The organism is Phycisphaerales bacterium (genome assembly GCA_029268515.1).
In the GTDB taxonomy this organism is placed as follows: Bacteria; Planctomycetota; Phycisphaerae; order Phycisphaerales; family SM1A02; genus JAQWNP01.
Window position 1 is genome coordinate 52,265 of the sequence record JAQWNP010000017.1, and the last position, 16,874, is coordinate 69,138.

The window sequence follows — 16,874 nt, forward strand, 5'->3', positions numbered from 1 at the left end:
GTAACTAATCTCACAAAGGACTAACGGGACTTGCCACGGCGGCCAGCTGTCTTCTTTCTGGATTGGGTCGTCTTCTTTCTCGACCCGGTGGTTTTCTTCATCTTCTTCTTAGAACTTGTGGTTCCAGTGGCTTTTGAGCTTGCCGATACCGCCTGGCATTTCGGCGCTTGTTGACGCCGTGTATCAATAATCAGGTGATATGGATCTTCATCGCCAAATCGCCCTGCATTGGCTTTTTGGTCGCTTTTGGGGATGCCTACAGCCGCATTCTTAATGCGCTGCTGGCCAGCCATGTGCATCTTGTTTGATCCCGCAGCCGGTGAGGCATTGGCTTCCCGGCCGATGTAGTCAAGCATGACTCCGAAGTGGTGTCGGAATATATCTTGAATGAACTGCCAGGCACCCATGTTTCTTGGTTCTTCTTGAACCCAAATGATTTCTTCAGCATTCTTGTACTTTTTGAAAATCACTTCAAAGTCTGGGTCATGTATTGGATAGAGCTGCTCCACCCGCACGATGGCGATGTCATTGGGCTCTGCCTTGGTCATCTGGTCGACCAGGTCGTAGTACACCTTGCCCGTGCAGAATAGAAGGCGTTTGATGCGTTCAGGATTCTTCGCAATTGGGCAGTCAATCACACGTTTGAAAGTGCCCTCAATGAGATCGCTATAACGGCTGGTTGCCTGTGGATTACGCAGCAAGCTCTTTGGTGTCATGACCACCAGCGGCTTGCGGAACGCTCGCTCCATTTGTCTTTGCAGCATATGAAAAACTTGTGCGGGTGTCGTGGGATTACAAACGACTTGGTTGTTATGCGCACAAAGCGTCAGGTAGCGTTCGAGACGAGCTGAAGAGTGCTCTGGCCCCATGCCCTCATATCCATGTGGCAAGAAGAGCGTTAAGCCTGAGGATCGTTTCCACTTAATCTCTGCAGATGCCACGAACTGATCGAGTAGTACCTGGGCACTATTCGCAAAGTCGCCGAACTGAGCTTCCCAGATCACCAGCATGCGGGGGTCGCCCAATGAATAGCCATATTCGAAGCCAACACAAGCAGCTTCTGAAAGTGGGCTGTTATATAAGCACACTTTTGCTTGATCATCAGCAATGTGATTGAGCGGAATATATGGCTCGTTTGTCACTTGATCGAAGATGACCGCATGGCGATGACTAAAGGTGCCCCGTTCGGAATCCTGGCCGGTGAGCCGAACCGCATGGCCATGTAGGAGCAGGATGCCGTAGCTCAACATCTCGCCGAGCCCCCAGTCAATGGGCTCATCTTCTGCAACAGCCTGGCCGCGGTAGCTCAGTAGTCTTTTGAGCTTTCGGTGTGGGGTAAACCCCTCAGGAACAGTGCAAAGTGCTTTTGAGACCAGCTTCAGTTCTTCTAGGGTCGCTGCTGTTTTGACAGCATCTTCTGTGTACTCTTGACTGAGCCCACGCCAGACATTTCGGAAAGCCTCGACCGGGGATGGCACAGGCTTGGTCTTTACGACTTGTTGTGATGCGTCCAGTGCGTTGTGGATCTCTTGATCCATCGCTTCAAGTTGAGGCTGGGAAATGACTTCTTGTTCAAGAAGAAATTGTTCGTATTGCTTGAGCACCGTTGGCTGATTATTGATTGCGGTATAGAGCGCTGGTTGGGTGAATGTTGGTTCGTCTGACTCGTTGTGTCCATGGCGGCGATAGCCCCATAAGTCAATGACGACATCGCGATTGAAAGTTTGTCGGTACTCAAGAGCAAGCAAGGCAACAAACGAGCATGCCTCAGGATCATCGCCGTTGACATGAAAAATTGGCGCATCAATCGTCTTTGCAAGATCAGTGCAATAGTGCCCACTAAAACCATCATGTGGATTGGTTGTAAAGCCAATTTGGTTATTGACCACGATGTGGATCGTGCCGCCAACCGTATAGCCATCGAGTTGTGAGAGGTTGAGCATCTCTGCAACAATCCCTTGGCCAGGGAATGAAGCATCTCCATGAATCAAAAGAGGGACGCACTTTGAACGCGATTCATCACTTCTGAGTCGTTGTTTTGCACGAGCGCGGCCAAGCACAACCGAGTGTCCATACTCAAGGTGGCTTGGGTTAGAGGCGAGCGTCAGGTGAATAGGCTTGCCGCCAATTGTTTCAAAGTCCGCGCTATATCCACGGTGATATTTTACGTCGCCGCCGCCCTCTGTGAAGTCTTCAAGCAGTGACTCTTCGAACTCAGTAAAGAGCTCGTCATAGGTCTTATGAAGCACGTTAACAAGCACATTGAGTCGGCCACGATGGGCCATGCCCAATGAGAGCTCCTCAACGCCACCATCAGCGGCGGTTTCAACAATCTCGTTGAGCATCGGTATGAGTGACTCACACCCTTCGAGTCCAAATCGCTTTTGGCCGACGTATCGTGTGTGTAAAAATGCTTCGAGGCTGGTGGCTTTGTTAAGGTTTCGCAACATTCGGATGCGTTGTTCCGTGGGGAATATCGGCTTTCCACCAATAGACTCAAGGTGCTCCTGCACCCAGCGTCGCTGCTGAATATCTTGAATGTGCATGTACTCGGTGCCGATGTGGCCGCAGTAGGTGCGTGATAAGAGATCAACAATATCGCGTAGTGGCGTTTGATCTGGCAGCGGTAAGCCCTGCGAATCAAATTTCTCATCAAGGTTTGCATCGGATAGGCCGACGCTTTCAAGCGAAAGTCCTTCCGTGTTTTGCGGTCGTCGTCCCAGTGGATCTAGTTGAGCGGCGCGATGCCCCAAGGTTCGGTAGCGATGCACCAAGCCGAAGACACGGTTTTGGGCCCATAGATGTTGCCCCGCTTGGTCTTCGGTTGAGGAAGACGGGGTGCTGGTTGGTAGGACTTCTGTGTTCGAGAGGCTTGCGTTATCTTCGTTTGTTTCATTTTCCGCGACACGTGTGCCGAGGTCGAAGCCTTCAAAGAATCGTTGCCAAGGTGTTTCGACGGATGCAGGATCCATTGACCAGCGGTTGTACATCGCATCGAGGTACTCGGCGTTCCATCCGTTGATAGATCGATCAAGTGGCGCTGCTGTCGATGATTCGTTCGGAGTGTCTGGGATCTGGTCCACGGTGTCTTTTATTTGCTTCGTATTGTCGAAGGTCGTTTTGGATAATTCATCAATAGAGGGCAACACCTTCGGGCTGCGGTACCACTTATGAGGATCGCATTGTAGCCACTCGTGCGTCAAGATGAGTGTCACAAGGTTTAGCCTCTGAGGTTTGTTTGATACTCGGCAATTATCGCCACAGCATTGCTCTAGAGGGTTTTTATTGCCTGCAACTGCTTACAGCAGCACCACCGGATCAACATCGATCGCGACCTGGCTGTTTGCAGCCAAAATTCCTTGGCCTCGCGCTCTGGCAAGTACTTGTTGAAGCGAGGCTGGGTCGTCGGCGATCAGTTCGATTTGTTCACGGAAGTAGCCGGAGATACGGGCAATAGGGGCCGGTGCGGGGCCCATAATGCGGACATGTCCATCACATAAGTTGCTCAACGCCGTGGCAAGATTGGAAGCCGCCATCGTCGCTTGGGCCAGTTCACGATCGCGGCAGACGATGCGAGCCATACGTGTGATGGGTGGGAGCCCAACCTCACGCCGGCCGCTGAGTTCGAGCTCCGCAAATTGATCATAATTATGTTGTGCGGCCAGTGTAATTGCTGGGGCCGTTGGATTAAACGTCTGGACGATGGCTGTGGCTGTGGGAGCCGGGCTTTTGCCAGACTCTTGCGACATGTCAATGTGGTGGCTCGGTCCAGAGTCGGCCTTGGTTGAGCGGCCACATCTTCCAACGACTTGGCTGACAAGCTGGAAGGTACGTTCAGAGGCGCGAAAGTCAGGCAGTGACAGAGCGGTATCTGCATTGATCACGCCAACAAGCCTTACGCCGGGATAGTCCAGTCCCTTCGCGATCATCTGAGTGCCCAGTAAGAGTCTGAGCTCGCCTGAGCCGAGTCGGTCTAAGACCATCTCAATGGCGCCTGGGCGTCCCATGGTGTCGGAATCAACACGAGCCATGCTGGTTTCATTATCAAGTTCTGGGAAGCGTTTTCTTAATGCTTCTTCCACGCGTTGGGTGCCGAGCCCCAGTGTGGCGACTCGTTGGCTACATTGTGGGCAGGCCTTGGGCAGGCGCTGTTGGGTTAGGCAATGGTGGCAGCGCACATATCCTGCTTTGGCAGTTGGCACATTGCGATGGTAGACCATGGTTACGTCACAGTGATCGCACTGCATCACCCAATCACATTGTTGTGCAGCACACATGATGTAGTTGGCATATCCACGGCGGTTCAGCAGCAGTAGTGTCTGTCCACCTTCCGCGAGCGTGCGTTCAATAGCTGCCACCAAAGGAGGACTTAAGAGATTTGGTGCGACACCGCCATCGCTTCCAGCAGATTTCGGACTCTGGGCAAGATCAACGATATGCACTTGCGGCAGCTGCATCCCAGGCACCCGCTTGGGCATGCAATGTAATTGGTACGTCTTTCGCTGAGCATTGTGCCAGCTCTCCATCGAGGGTGTGGCACTGCCTAAAACAACCGGACAGTCCGCAAGTTGAGCGCGCCGAATGGCAACATCACGCCCGTTGTAGCGCGGCATCTGATCCTGCTTATAGGAACCGTCATGTTCCTCGTCGACAATAATAAGCCCGAGGTGCTCGGGTGGCATTGGTGCAAAGACAGCTGAACGGGCGCCGATGACGATACGAGCCTGGCCAGAGACGACCTGAGACCACTGTTGATTGCGTTGTGCAGCGGTGAGTTGGGAGTGCAAAATGGCGACATCTTGCTGTGGGAATCGGCTGATGAGTCGGCCAGCTGTTTGTGGGGTGAGTGAAATTTCAGGTACGAGCAAGATGGCGCTACGACCCTGAGCAAGAACGGTTTCAATAAGACGAATGTAGACCTCAGTCTTGCCAGAGGCGGTCACTCCGTGGAGTAAGTGAGCGCTGAATCCCGCTGACAGTGACGGTGTGATTTCAGAGATCACTTGTTGCTGTTGTGTTGTGAGTGTGGGTGTTTCAGCAACAACTTGTGTTGATCTTTGCCATGTTGCCTGGATCCTGGTGTTTTCGGTGGCCTGTAACAGGCTGCGATCAAGAAGTCGTTTAATTGGACCGGTTGTTCCGAGCTCACATAAGACCTTGAGTTGGCGAAGTTCAATCGGGCGCTGCTCAGCGGGTAGGTCCATCAGCGTCGTCATGACATGGGCTTGTTTCTTGGGCAGGCGTTGTGGAATCTCAACAGACTCGTTTCGGTCAACCATCATGACGCGCTGCTGCCCAGCTTGTTTTTTTACCGCCGCAGGGAGCATTGCCGCAAGCGTCATTCCGATGGGTGTTACGTAGTAGTTGCTAATCCACCTTGCTAACTCAATAAGTTCAATAGGAAGCGAGCTGGAGGGCTCGTTGGCTTCAAGAATGAGTTTGATCGACTCTGGATCTTGGGGTGCATTGGGCAAGTCTGCGAGTTGTGTGCATCGATCAATGACATAGCCAGGTGTTGGCGTATTGCCCGATCCAAGAGGGACGATCACCCGACGTCCTGGCATCACATATTCCAGTTCTTGTGGGATCGCATAGGTCAGGCCGTTGGGATATCGATCAACACTTCGCTCCACAGCAATGTGGGCGTAGGCAATCGGCTGAGCTTGGGGGAAAAGGTGAGGCATAGCGATCTTCAATGGTACTGATGTGTATGAGTGTGTTGTTTGTTGGCAAGCAGGTCGGTCAGGCTCTACACTTCCGTTGGTGCATTATGAAAACACCTTCGAATAAAGACTCAACGGCACGCTTAGCTCTGGAAGATGGCACGATCTTTCATGGGCAGGCATTCGCTGGGTCCACTCAGGCTGGAACCTGGTTTGGTGAGGTTGTCTTTAATACTGCCTTGACTGGGTATCAGGAGGCGATTTCGGATCCCAGTTATGCGGGGCAGATTCTGGTCATGACCGCAACCCAGATTGGTAACTATGGGGTCGCGCCAGACGATGTTGAATCCGGAGGGCCACGTGTGGCGGGTTTCGTGGTGCGTCAAATGGCTCGCCGTTGGTCGAATTGCCGAGCGGACAAGTCCCTTGAAGAGTGGTTGGAATCTGGGAATGGGGATCAGGCAGGGGTTCCAGCGATCACGGGCATTGATACCAGGGCACTGGTGAGGCGACTGCGAACCCAGGGGGTCATGCGGGGTGCCATCTGTAGCGATTCAGCAGTCAGTGACCAGGCGCTTATTAAGTCGATTCAGGCAGCAGATACGATTGAGGGCCGGAATCTTGTAGATGAGGTTGCTCCAACAGCCTCTGGAATCTGGGTCGAAACACTGGGGCAGTGGGGCAGATGCAATGCAAATTTAGATGCCAAGTCATCCAGGATGCGTGTGGTGGCTATGGATTGTGGCGCTAAGTTCAATATATACAGAAACTTATGTGATATTGGATGTGATGTGGAGGCCGTGACGGCGGGGAATCTTGCCCAACGCCTTGAGGACTTGATTGAGCGTGGTGAAATCGATGGTTTGATGGTATCTAACGGTCCAGGGGATCCTGCCGCGGTTTCAGAGGGGATCGAGGCTCTGAGCAAGGTCGCGGGGCGAATTCCAACCTTCGGTATCTGTCTTGGTCATCAGCTATTAGCGTTGGCCTTAGGGGCGACAACCTATAAGCTTAGTTTTGGCCATCGAGGGGCCAACCAGCCGGTTCGAAATCTACTGACTGGTCGAGTCGAAATCACCAGCCAAAATCACGGTTTTTGTGTTGATGAAGGCTCTTTAGAGGCTGCTGGCCTTGAGGTGACTCACAGGCATCTCAACGATGGCACTGTGGCAGGTTTCAGGCATCCTCAGCGACCAATTTTCAGTGTTCAGTATCACCCCGAAGCATCACCTGGGCCTCATGATGCTCAGGACCTTTTTCGGTGCTTTCGGAGCATGATGGAACGTCCTAGACCGCTTGATGCTGAGATGCTTCTCGAATCTTCAAGCATGGCATTCACCTAATGCTCAGAATGGGCGTTTTCATACCTTGCAGGCGATTCGCGGGGCAAGTACGCTACTCTGCTGAGACGAGGATAGCCTGGTGGTGGAATCGCCTATCTGTGGTTTGGGGTACGAGGTTCCGAGTGTCGTTTTTTTTCGTCACTCACCCACGATCTGTCTGTCTTTAGGCTGTGTTTGGTGATTTATTTCCAGGTCGGAGATGGGGCCAACACACCAACCTTGGATATCCACGTAACGTGGTTATTCAGAAGTAGGCCAGCGTGGTAAGCAAGTGCTTATCGGCGGTGGTTTGGGAGTGATGTATGAAGACGATGGAAAGATCTTGCACGCTGATTATTGCAGCTGCCTTATTTGGTTTGCCCGTGATTGCTTTACAACAGCAATCAGCAATGGGGCAAAATGAACCAGCGCCAAGTGGGGGCAATGAAACAGAAGAGGTCCAAGAGCGCGAGCAAGAGGAAATTAACGACTCAGCATCTGATGCAGCATTTCAAGAGGCGCAGGATGAAGAGGCTCGAATGATTGCTCGAACGCGCGGTGAAGCGGCGCTTGCAGAAGCAGAGCATTTTTCTTCGCAAGGCAACTGGGTTCGCGCGTCTGCGAAGTATGCAGAGACTTTGAACTATTTGCCTAATAACCAAGCCGCAATGGATGGTTTAGCAGAAGCCCAAACGATGTTGAACCAACAGAGCACGCTCACTGACACAGAGCAGCGTATTCGTGAGCAACGTCAGAAGGCCCTCATTGAGTTTGATGATGCATTTGCCCAGGCTCAGGCCCAATTGGCACAAGGGAACTACGTCATTGCCAATAGAGCGATTGTTCAGGCCAAACTAAAACTAAGCAATAGTCGTGGCGTCCTGACGGTGGCAGAGTTTGAGCGATTGAATCTGAAATCATCACAATTGATTGAGCAGATTGAAGAAGAGCGTATTGCTCAGGCTGCTCTTGAGGCTCAGGCTCGGATTGAGCAGGCTTCCCAGGACAAGTCCACAGCAGAGCGAAGGGCATCAGCTCAACGCGAGCGGCTTATCGCTGAGAATATGCGTCGTGTGCGACAGCTCCAAATGGAACTGAAATATCGCGAAGCGCTGCAAGTGATTGATGAAATTCTCTTTATTGATCCAAACAATGCTGCGGCCCTCACGCTGCGTGACATCATGATGACAACAGAGCTTTATGTTGACTATGCAGAGATGACGCGATTGCGTGAGTGGACTTATGCAGAGATGGATCGTAAGGGTATGGCAGCCACGATCGGAATCGCACCTAACATTAGCGGGCCGGGGCCAAAGTCTAAGAGCGGCCTTATCAGCTATCCCGAAGATTGGCCACAGATCACCATGATGCGAGCCGGCGAGGGTTGGGCGAATCTTTCAGCCGAAGATCAAATTGCAATGCACCGAATGGACAATACTGCGGTCCCTGTGCAGTTTGCTCAGCATGACTTTAGTCAGACAATGCGATTCTTTGAGCAGGTGACTGAAGCACCAATGTATGTTGATTGGAAGGCGCTCAATACGATCGGCGTGGCAAAGGACACTCCAGTTGATGTGCATCTCGCAGAGATGCCGGCATCCCGGGCACTGACACGTGTCCTTGAGCAAATGGGTGATGATTTTGAACGCCCAGAGTGGGTTGTTGAAGATGGAATGGTTGTTGTTTCTACCGAATCAGCACTACGCCGACGAACGACAACAGACGTTTATGACATTCGTGATCTGTTGGCCGAAATACCACAATTTGACTCGGCCCCAGAACTTGATCGAAATGCACCAGGCACCCAGCGTAGATCGTACAACGGTACGAATATGTCCATGGCCTCGTCTGACTCGCTCTTTGATGACGATGATCAAGCAGATAAACCAACACGTGAGGATACGATTGATCGAGTGGTATCCATTATTCAAGAGAATATAGACCCTGCTGGATGGCAGAGTATGGGCGGTACCACTGGTCGCATCAACGAGTTTAATGGCAATCTGATCATTACCAATACGCCTAAAAATCACCAGGATATTACTGGGCTACTCAGCGAACTTCGCGAAGTTCGCGCCCTACAGGTCAACATTGAAGCACGTTTTCTGAGTGTTGCAACAAACTGGTTTGAGCGAATTGGTATTGATCTGGATCTCTACTTCAACACCAACAACGACATGTGGAGTGACATGTTGTCGGCGGATCCAAACGCACACCTATCAGACTTCTTCAATACAACACCCGGCGCGAGGCAGTTCTTTGCCAAAGATCCTGCCGTGATCTACGGTGGCATCGGTGACACAATTAACCCAGCAGCCCCTCCATACATCAATACGATTTCAACTGGAACTGCAGTTGGTGTACCGGCTGGTGGTGGTCAGGTTAATTACATTCAGGGGCCAGTGGGCACTCCGATTGCCTTGCAAAACGGACAAGGATTTGCGCCTATCGGGGTACAACAAAACTCATTAGGACTTACAGATCTGCTCGCGGGTGTGACGAACTTCGGTGGTCAGATTCTCAATGCAAACCCCGCAATTGGACTAGGTATTCAGTTTCTCGACGATATTCAAGTTGATCTCTTGATTGAGGCAACACAGGCTGATCGCCGTAATGTAACGCTGACTGCACCAAGGCTTACTTGTTTCAATGGTCAGCGGGCAGATGTGGCGGTTATCACACAGCAGGCATACGTTGCTAACTTGATTCCAGTCGTTGGTGAAGCATCGGGTGCATTCCAACCGGATGTTGAGATTCTTGACTACGGTTTCGTGCTCGACGTTGATCCGGTGATTTCTGCGGATCGACGTTATGTCACGATGACTGTTCGATGGCAGTACTCTGTCCTAGAGAAACTTGAGTCACTCAATTACTCAGGTGCGACTGGTGCAAACGTGATCCCAGGTCAATCGAACGATTTTAACGGTGAAATTCAGTTGCCTATTACGCAGTTGACAATCGTTAATACGACGGTCTCTATTCCTGACAAGGGAACCGTGCTTATTGGTGGACAACGTAAGGTGACTGAAATCGAAGTCGAGGTGGGTGTTCCAGTTCTTTCTAAGGTGCCTTGGCTCAATCGATTCTTCACAAATCGTGTGACTGAAAAGGAAGAAAAGAACCTACTGATTCTTGTGCGACCTGAGATTATTGTGCAGCAAGAGAATGAAGACCTCTTGTTCCCAGGTCTTTCTGATTCAGTTTCGACCTCAAGCTCGTATATTCGCTAAAACACACGTTCAGAAACGTGCTCAAGCTTAGTATGACCGCCATCCTCATCGCTCAGATGATGATGGCGGTTGTTCATTTAACAAGAGCTTTCCATTAGAAATAACACTGCTGAAGTAGTGGGACTGTTGATCAATAAAGATTCTCTGGTCAATAGCCTGACGGGTAAGAATCCTGCTACGACAACTTTGCGGTTGGCTGTGAAACGAAATCACCGCCCAGAAGTCTTCAGACTTTTAGTTGAATCTGGTGTTCAGTTGAATTAGTAAGGCGAAGATGGGCAGACGCCACTGATTGCTGCGGATCAGTGGGGAACAAGCCCTGAAGTGTTGCACGTGCTGATTGAAGCTGGCGCTAATCCACAAATCAAAGATGCGAAAAGTCAGACCGCTCTCGACTATGCGAAAGAGAATGTCAAATACTTTCAGAGCTTGGCATTCGTTGAACTCAGAGATGCCACCGCAAGGTGATGGCTATTCTTGGACAGTCCCAATGTCAGTTAGTGGGTAGGACTGGAGAACATATCTCTGTCGCTCATTGCAAGCAGAAGTGCATGCCTTTACGAAAGGCATCTCCTTAGCCGGGCTCTTGGCCTGTCGGCACTACGTAGCGCATCTTGATGTGATTGCCTGGGGCAATCACTTGTAGCTCAGTCATAAATGAGCGTACCAAGATCAGGCCGCGCCCAGCGGGAATCTCTAGATTCTCTTCAACCGTTGGGTCAGGCACTGCTACTGGATCAAACCCATCGCCCTCATCGATGACATCAAAGTTGGCTGCTTGGTCATCAAAGGCCCACTTCAGCGATACTTTTTTACGGGGGTCACCTTGATTGCCATGCTGAAATGCATTGGTCAAGGTTTCCTCGAGTGCAAGCCGAATAGCAAAGCGACTCGTTTCGGAGTAGCCGGCCCCTTCAAGCGCGGGCAGAAGTTGCTCCAGTAGCAGCTGCGTAGCTTGCTCAAGGTCTGCAAGAGTTACTTGATGAGAGGCACTTTGCATGACGGCTCAAACGGTGTCAAAATCACCGGTATAAGTGGGGGCCTGCTAGGGCATTTGATCAATTGAGACTGGCGAGCCCATCCTCAACAGTATCGTGAATCGAAAAGAGCTGGTCTAACTTAGTGATCTTAAAGACTTCCATAATCTGTTGGTCAATATTGGTGAGTCTCAATTGACCACCCTTGTCGGCAACTTTCTTGTTGAGTGTGATCAGTACACCCAAGGCCGCAGAGGAAAGGTGATCAACCTCCATAAAACTGATCAGTATGGCGGGGGTATCTCGCTGATCAATAATCTCTGATATCTCTGCACCAATTTGCTGAATATTGGCTTCGTCAAGAATGTTGCGATCAACGAAGAGGATACAGGTGACGCCATCTCTTTCCTCAACACGAACGCGTGATTGGGCGGGATTCATCATTTAGCAGGCTCCGCAGTTTTGGCGAACGTGATCGTTGCCAGGGGTTCTATGAATCAGGCAAGAGGGAACTTTCTTCTCACCTACGGCTCATCCTACCGGAGCACTCGTTTCGGTTCCACATCGGCCCCATGATCCAATCAGACAGAGGGGTTTCAGTACGACTTCCATCGGCGATCATCTCTGGAATCAATCGCCCCTGACTTTAGTCGCCAATTCAATTCGAGATCGGCCCGCCGTTATTACCATCTCCCAAACCACCATTATCAATATCAAAGCCGATGAACTCGTATCGCATCAGTGAGTAGTCACTTGGGTGTGGGTCATCCGATGGATTTTGGCCGGGGGTCGAAAGCCCTGCGCCACCGAAGTCAACCTGATAAGTCCAGAAGCGGAGATTGATATCACCGTCATTGACATACCAGTTGACGTACTCGATAGGAATATCAATAGTTATGTAGTCATCTTCAGGTGGCTCTTCGGCCGTGGACTCTAGAAGCTCGTAGTAAAGGTAATCCCATCTTGAAGTATTTGGGTTGTAGATATAACTAAAGAAGGCAGTTCGAACACCAGGGGTTCCGATCACCACCGTTACGTCCGCAGCACTAAAACGATTCGCCTCGCTATCCACGACGACGCCAATGTCAGTGATAGGGCCTGATACTGGGTAGGTCACTTCGTTGAATGGGAATGGGGCGTCAGTTGAATTGGTGCCACGTGTTCGCTTGGTGCGGACGATGAACGAATTGTTGTCGCCTTCACCCTTGACGCTGAAAATGTTGCCACCAATGTGGACGCCAGTGAGGACATATATATCATCAAGCCAAGGTGAGTCATCGTAAGCCAGATCGCTTTGAGCTACTAAGGCCAAGCAAGCTTCACGCGGTCGTGGACTACCAAACCCGTAGAAGGGTCCCTCCTCGCCAGCACCGGCGGAAATCGGTGGTGTAGCGTTCCCTCGAGCTGTTGCCGTCAGTGCAGCGCGAAGCTGTTGGGGTGACGCGTCAATTCCATAATATTGATTATGAAAGCCCTGGACATCACAAGCGACTGCAGCAACCATCGCGGCGGCAGCACTGGTGCCACTAAAATCATTGGTATAAGCACGTTCCAGGATGCGCGTTCCATACGCGACGTTCGACTCCGCCTTCTGGCATGGATTCCAGTTTGGTCCTATTGGGAATGGATCAATTGGGTCATAGCAGTCCAAATTACCAATCCCCTGGGTGAAGTCTGGGTTGAAGGCCAGGTCCACAATTGGTGTTGTTCCACCAGTGGTGTATACGTTACGTCCCCACATCAACAGACTGATTTGATTACCAGTGTCTGGCCATCCGCTGGGATCACCGGCGCCAGTTGGTCCCTCTGAGTTATAGCTGCTGAAGTAGAGTGGTATCGATCCTTGGGTTACAGAAGCATCCCATTCAGGTATCACGACATCGTCAGAACTGGAAGAGGCGCCACCTGGGGAACCAGCGGCCGTAATAATGGCGCCGTTGTCGCCAAAATCTGGTTGCCCAGTCAGATCTTGGCTGGCATTGCCTGCTGACATAACCACGGTGATTCCGAGATCTGCGGCAACTCCGGCAAGCTGCCAGACCGGCTCAATGGTATTGAGACAATCACCACCGCCATTAGGTCCATACGGCGCACAGATAACATCACCAATAGAAAGTGTGTTGAGCGCATTGGTCCATGCCTCGAGCTCTCGGGGGCCATCTTCAAGAGATTGAAGTGGGAAGAAATAGGCCTCAGCTTCTGGTGCGATGCCAACGACGCCAATCTGCTCCAGATTGTTTGGCTGATCATTGTTGGGTAGCCCTGGATTGGGGCGCGTCTGGTCCACTGCATTGATAATCCCTAGTACAGCCGTGCCGTGCGCGGGCCCGTAGGGTTCGGGCAATAACTGCATGGTCACGTCTGGTTCAAGGGTGACATTGAGATCTTCATGCATCTCAATGTAGGAATAGTCAATCACTGCAACACGTACGCCATATCCGCGTGTTCTGTTGTAGATCACGCCGTCAGTTGAAGCGAGGTCACGACCATATTCTTGCTGATACTCGGCGCCAATGCCATAGAGGCCAGCCCACTTGTACCAGAAGGGATCGAGTTTCTTTTTTCGCCACTCCTCTAGGTAGAGTCCTTGGCCCATGTAGCCACTGACGCCAGACTCAAACCCGGTGCAAGCGGGCAGGATGCCACGAAGGTTTGGCTGTACGAAGCTTGGGGTGGGGAATGCAAGTGTTGGGAAGTCAGAACTGACCTGTCCACCGTAGAACGTCTCTCTGAAGCCATACGCAATTGGTGTCAAGTACCCTTGTCCATCGGTGAAGTCTGGTGTGTCGTAATCGGCACACATTGGGTCACTGCAACGTGGAATAGGAGGGAAGAGTGGATCAGAACTGTTTTCTTGTGATCGATTGCACATGATGCTCGCGATTTCAGCACAACCCGAATCCCATCCTGCAGTACAGCAGTAGCCAAACGATTCAATAGCACACACGGTGGTGCAGCATTGTGCGTTCTCACATCCTCTGGTTCCATTGGGCTGGTCACATGGCCCCGCGAGAACAGAACCAATACAGGGGCAATAGCCGAAGGTATTGGCACTCAAAGGTCGTGGTAGTCCGAGGCCGGCATACACCACAGGGCATTCTGCAAGCGGGGGGAATGCAACTTGTTCAATAAGATCCTGGGCATCATCACAAACGGACATGGCCAGCTGTTGGCACCATGTGTTCCAGATCTCAGCAAGCTCTTGCCCTGGTTGGCCACTGCATCCTGCATAGAGTCCGACAATATCGTCACAACATGCAGTTCCAGGTGTATCGGTATCACCATAATCCCAGCAATTGTAGAACGTCAACGCTTGGTGACAGGGGCCTTGATATCGTTGGCTCGGGACGTTATCTGCAGGAGGTGTCCAGCCGGGAACCGGTGCCTGGCCAGTCCATGAAAGCCACCACCAGTCATAACCACAAGGGAAAAGGCCCGAATCAAATTGGCAAGGCAGATCAATACAGTCAGTTGAGCCGCTTGTAAAGATCACTTCCCATGGGAATCCAAGGCGATCGCAGATTGCCTTGGGGATGCCCTCTGGAATTTCGTCGTCTGGAACGTACACAGCGTATGGACGAACTCGAGCGCCGGTTATGATATTTTGAAAGGTTGGTATGTTGCTGAGGCAACTAAAAGGCGAGGCCGGAATGTTAGCAACATTTGACGCGGGTGCCCCCTGTGCACAGCAAGTACCAAAGAGGACTTCATCACCCGGTGCCACTTCAGGTGAAAGTGGCTCGCCGCATTCAAGAGGCGGGAAGTTTCCAGTGGTATCGCGCCAAGCGATGAACGTGCCCTCGACCGCACCTACACAGATTGCAACAGACGTCGTAAAACAGCCTTCGCCTGGAATGGCACAGATGCCGGTTTCTCTACAGCGACCTGATGGGACGCCTTGATTATCTAATTCAGTGCACAGTGAGTTCCTGACTTCCTGCTCGTCATTAATAAACTCTGGTGGCGTCCAGAATGAGGGCACGCCCAGTTCGTCTCCAATTGCCGAACATGCCTCAGTCGCACCCTCGATATCCACTCCAAACGTAATCATACAGCTCGTGCCAAGGCAACAAGAGCCGAAAAAACCGTCTCGTGCTAGCTCAAAGACGTCTGTCTGTTCATTATGTCCAAAGCCCGCAAAGCTAGGATTGGGGTTGGTAAGTGGATCATACGAATTGGCGCAATCAGCCAGTGTCGTGATGGTAATGGTCGCATTTGGGTCAATGAAATCTGAGGTGCATGCACCTTCAAGACAGAGCGCTTCATCACAAGTAAGGCCGCCTTGAAAGATGGCGTTGATGGCACCGCATGTGGCAGCGTCTGTCTCCTCACATTCTGCTGCTTCGAGTGCTTCGCCAGCAGGAGCAGGGACACAACAAGCGCCAACGCCTGGTGCTGGAGGGCAAGGATTCAGGGCACAAGTGCCACCAATAACAAAATCTGCTTGTGGAAACTGATTGCTGACGGCGTTGTCAACACAAGTGCCATCGGCCTCACAGCCACGACCTTCGCAGCCGGTTGCACAGGCCGCCTGACCTTGTCCGATAGTCGCTAGATTGAACGTGCCGCCTTGGACAGCGCATTCCTGGCTGGTGAGTAGCAAGCAGGCATTTTGAAATCCCTGAGGAAAGCAGCAGGCACCGGTACATGTATCTGCTGCACATAGGCCACCAACGAAGTTGCCTCCAACATTATTGCAGTCTGCTTGAGTTGCTTGAATACAGCCTGTTCCCACACAGCAAGCGCCTGCGCCTAGGACTGGGGCCATCGTACTGGCGGCGAGTGTTGCCGCTGGTGGTGACGAATTGACATAGCCATGTGGCTCAGGTTTGGTTTCATAAGCAATCCACTCGACACAATCAAGCGCTTGTAATTCTTTTGCAAGTTGCTGCGAGAATGCATCTGCTACTTCGATATACATCATGCCAGCTAGATCAGGTTGGGCCTTGCCAGAATTGATCGCCGCTTTTGATCGGATGCGGTTGAGATCGCCTTCTTGGAGTTTTCGAAATGGTGAGCTGAATATCGCCCCGTACCTTCGAGCTAAGACATCGACTTCGAAGGTACTTTGGCGGGAACGAGACATGATCATGCCGTCAGCCTGAGGCCGGGCTTTCATGTCATCTGCGAACTTGATGATCAATCTTGCGTCGTAACCAGTCGGTTTGATGAGCTTATTGGTTTTAGGAATTATCTGACGTGAAATGAGTGGTCGCCCATTAATTTCCTCAATGTCCGTTTCACTCATTTCTTCAAGAGCAATGTCTTTGCTGAGTTGGTTCGTTCGAGCTGTGGGTGCTCGACTTTCACGATCTTCAACCTGACCCAGGGCAGTATTGCCTATGGTCAGTAGAGATATTGAAAGAACTCCAAGGATGCAGCTTTTGAAGAGGCTCTTAGCAGGGGATTGCAGGCGCGTCATGCCGAATTACTCCATTGAACTTTCAAGTCGATGCATCTCAACTGCCCCTCACTTTTTGCGCACTCACTTAGAGTTCTGCAATGGAGGAGAAGATCCTTGCATCGGCCTTTTACCCACCACTTATTTCGGCCTTTGATCGGCCATTTAAGCGCATGGGTACTTCCATCGCAGGGAGCTCCACCTTGGAGGCCTGCGACCCGTCCCTAACAACATCAATAGTATCACACAAACCACCGCCAAGCGTTCAAAAAGGTGGTTTC

7 protein-coding genes are annotated in these 16,874 nt (G+C 51.4%); 2 read left to right on the forward strand and 5 right to left on the reverse strand.

Annotated elements, in window-relative coordinates; translation table 11 throughout:
- Nucleotides 1–20: 20 nt before the first annotated feature.
- Nucleotides 21–3,215, reverse strand: a complete 3,195-nt coding sequence (locus P8J86_11965; GenBank protein ID MDG2055410.1) for a 2-oxoglutarate dehydrogenase E1 component — start codon at nt 3,213–3,215, stop codon at nt 21–23.
- A gap of 84 nt (nt 3,216–3,299) precedes the next feature.
- The gene (gene priA / locus P8J86_11970; protein ID MDG2055411.1) at nt 3,300–5,684 is read right to left on the reverse strand and encodes a primosomal protein N'; all 2,385 of its coding nucleotides are present in this window, start codon (nt 5,682–5,684) and stop codon (nt 3,300–3,302) included.
- Nucleotides 5,685–5,710: 26 nt separating this feature from the next.
- Between priA and carA the strand changes: the two genes are divergently transcribed.
- Complete coding sequence (carA, locus tag P8J86_11975; GenBank protein MDG2055412.1) at nt 5,711–7,006, forward strand: glutamine-hydrolyzing carbamoyl-phosphate synthase small subunit; 1,296 nt, start codon at nt 5,711–5,713, stop codon at nt 7,004–7,006.
- A 302-nt stretch (nt 7,007–7,308) separates the two neighbouring features.
- Nucleotides 7,309–10,215 carry a hypothetical protein gene (locus P8J86_11980; GenBank protein ID MDG2055413.1) on the forward strand — a complete coding sequence of 969 codons (2,907 nt, stop codon included), beginning with the start codon at nt 7,309–7,311 and terminating at the stop codon, nt 10,213–10,215.
- 574 nt (nt 10,216–10,789) lie between these two features.
- Here P8J86_11980 and P8J86_11985 read toward each other — a convergent pair.
- The 3 genes from P8J86_11985 to P8J86_11995 all read right to left on the reverse strand — a co-directional run bounded on the left by P8J86_11985 (nt 10,790) and on the right by P8J86_11995 (nt 16,614).
- A complete protein-coding gene (locus P8J86_11985) occupies nt 10,790–11,215 on the reverse strand; it encodes an ATP-binding protein (GenBank protein MDG2055414.1) in 426 nt (141 codons plus the stop codon).
- 58 nt (nt 11,216–11,273) lie between these two features.
- Nucleotides 11,274–11,636, reverse strand: coding sequence for an STAS domain-containing protein (locus P8J86_11990; GenBank protein ID MDG2055415.1), 363 nt, complete (start codon nt 11,634–11,636; stop codon nt 11,274–11,276).
- 214 nt (nt 11,637–11,850) lie between these two features.
- The gene (locus tag P8J86_11995) at nt 11,851–16,614 is read right to left on the reverse strand and encodes a S8 family serine peptidase (GenBank protein ID MDG2055416.1); all 4,764 of its coding nucleotides are present in this window, start codon (nt 16,612–16,614) and stop codon (nt 11,851–11,853) included.
- Nucleotides 16,615–16,874: the final 260 nt, after the last annotated feature.

Bases quoted from the DNA above. Each gene is read 5' to 3' on its own strand.
- P8J86_11995 (MDG2055416.1), bottom strand. From the start codon at position 16,614: ATGACGCGCCTGCAATCCCCTGCTAAGAGCCTCTTCAAAAGCTGCATC.
- P8J86_11985 (MDG2055414.1), bottom strand. From the start codon at position 11,215: ATGCAAAGTGCCTCTCATCAAGTAACTCTTGCAGACCTTGAGCAAGCT.
- P8J86_11980 (MDG2055413.1), top strand. From the start codon at position 7,309: ATGAAGACGATGGAAAGATCTTGCACGCTGATTATTGCAGCTGCCTTA.
- carA (MDG2055412.1), top strand. From the start codon at position 5,711: ATGAGTGTGTTGTTTGTTGGCAAGCAGGTCGGTCAGGCTCTACACTTC.
- P8J86_11990 (MDG2055415.1), bottom strand. From the start codon at position 11,636: ATGATGAATCCCGCCCAATCACGCGTTCGTGTTGAGGAAAGAGATGGC.
- priA (MDG2055411.1), bottom strand. From the start codon at position 5,684: ATGCCTCACCTTTTCCCCCAAGCTCAGCCGATTGCCTACGCCCACATT.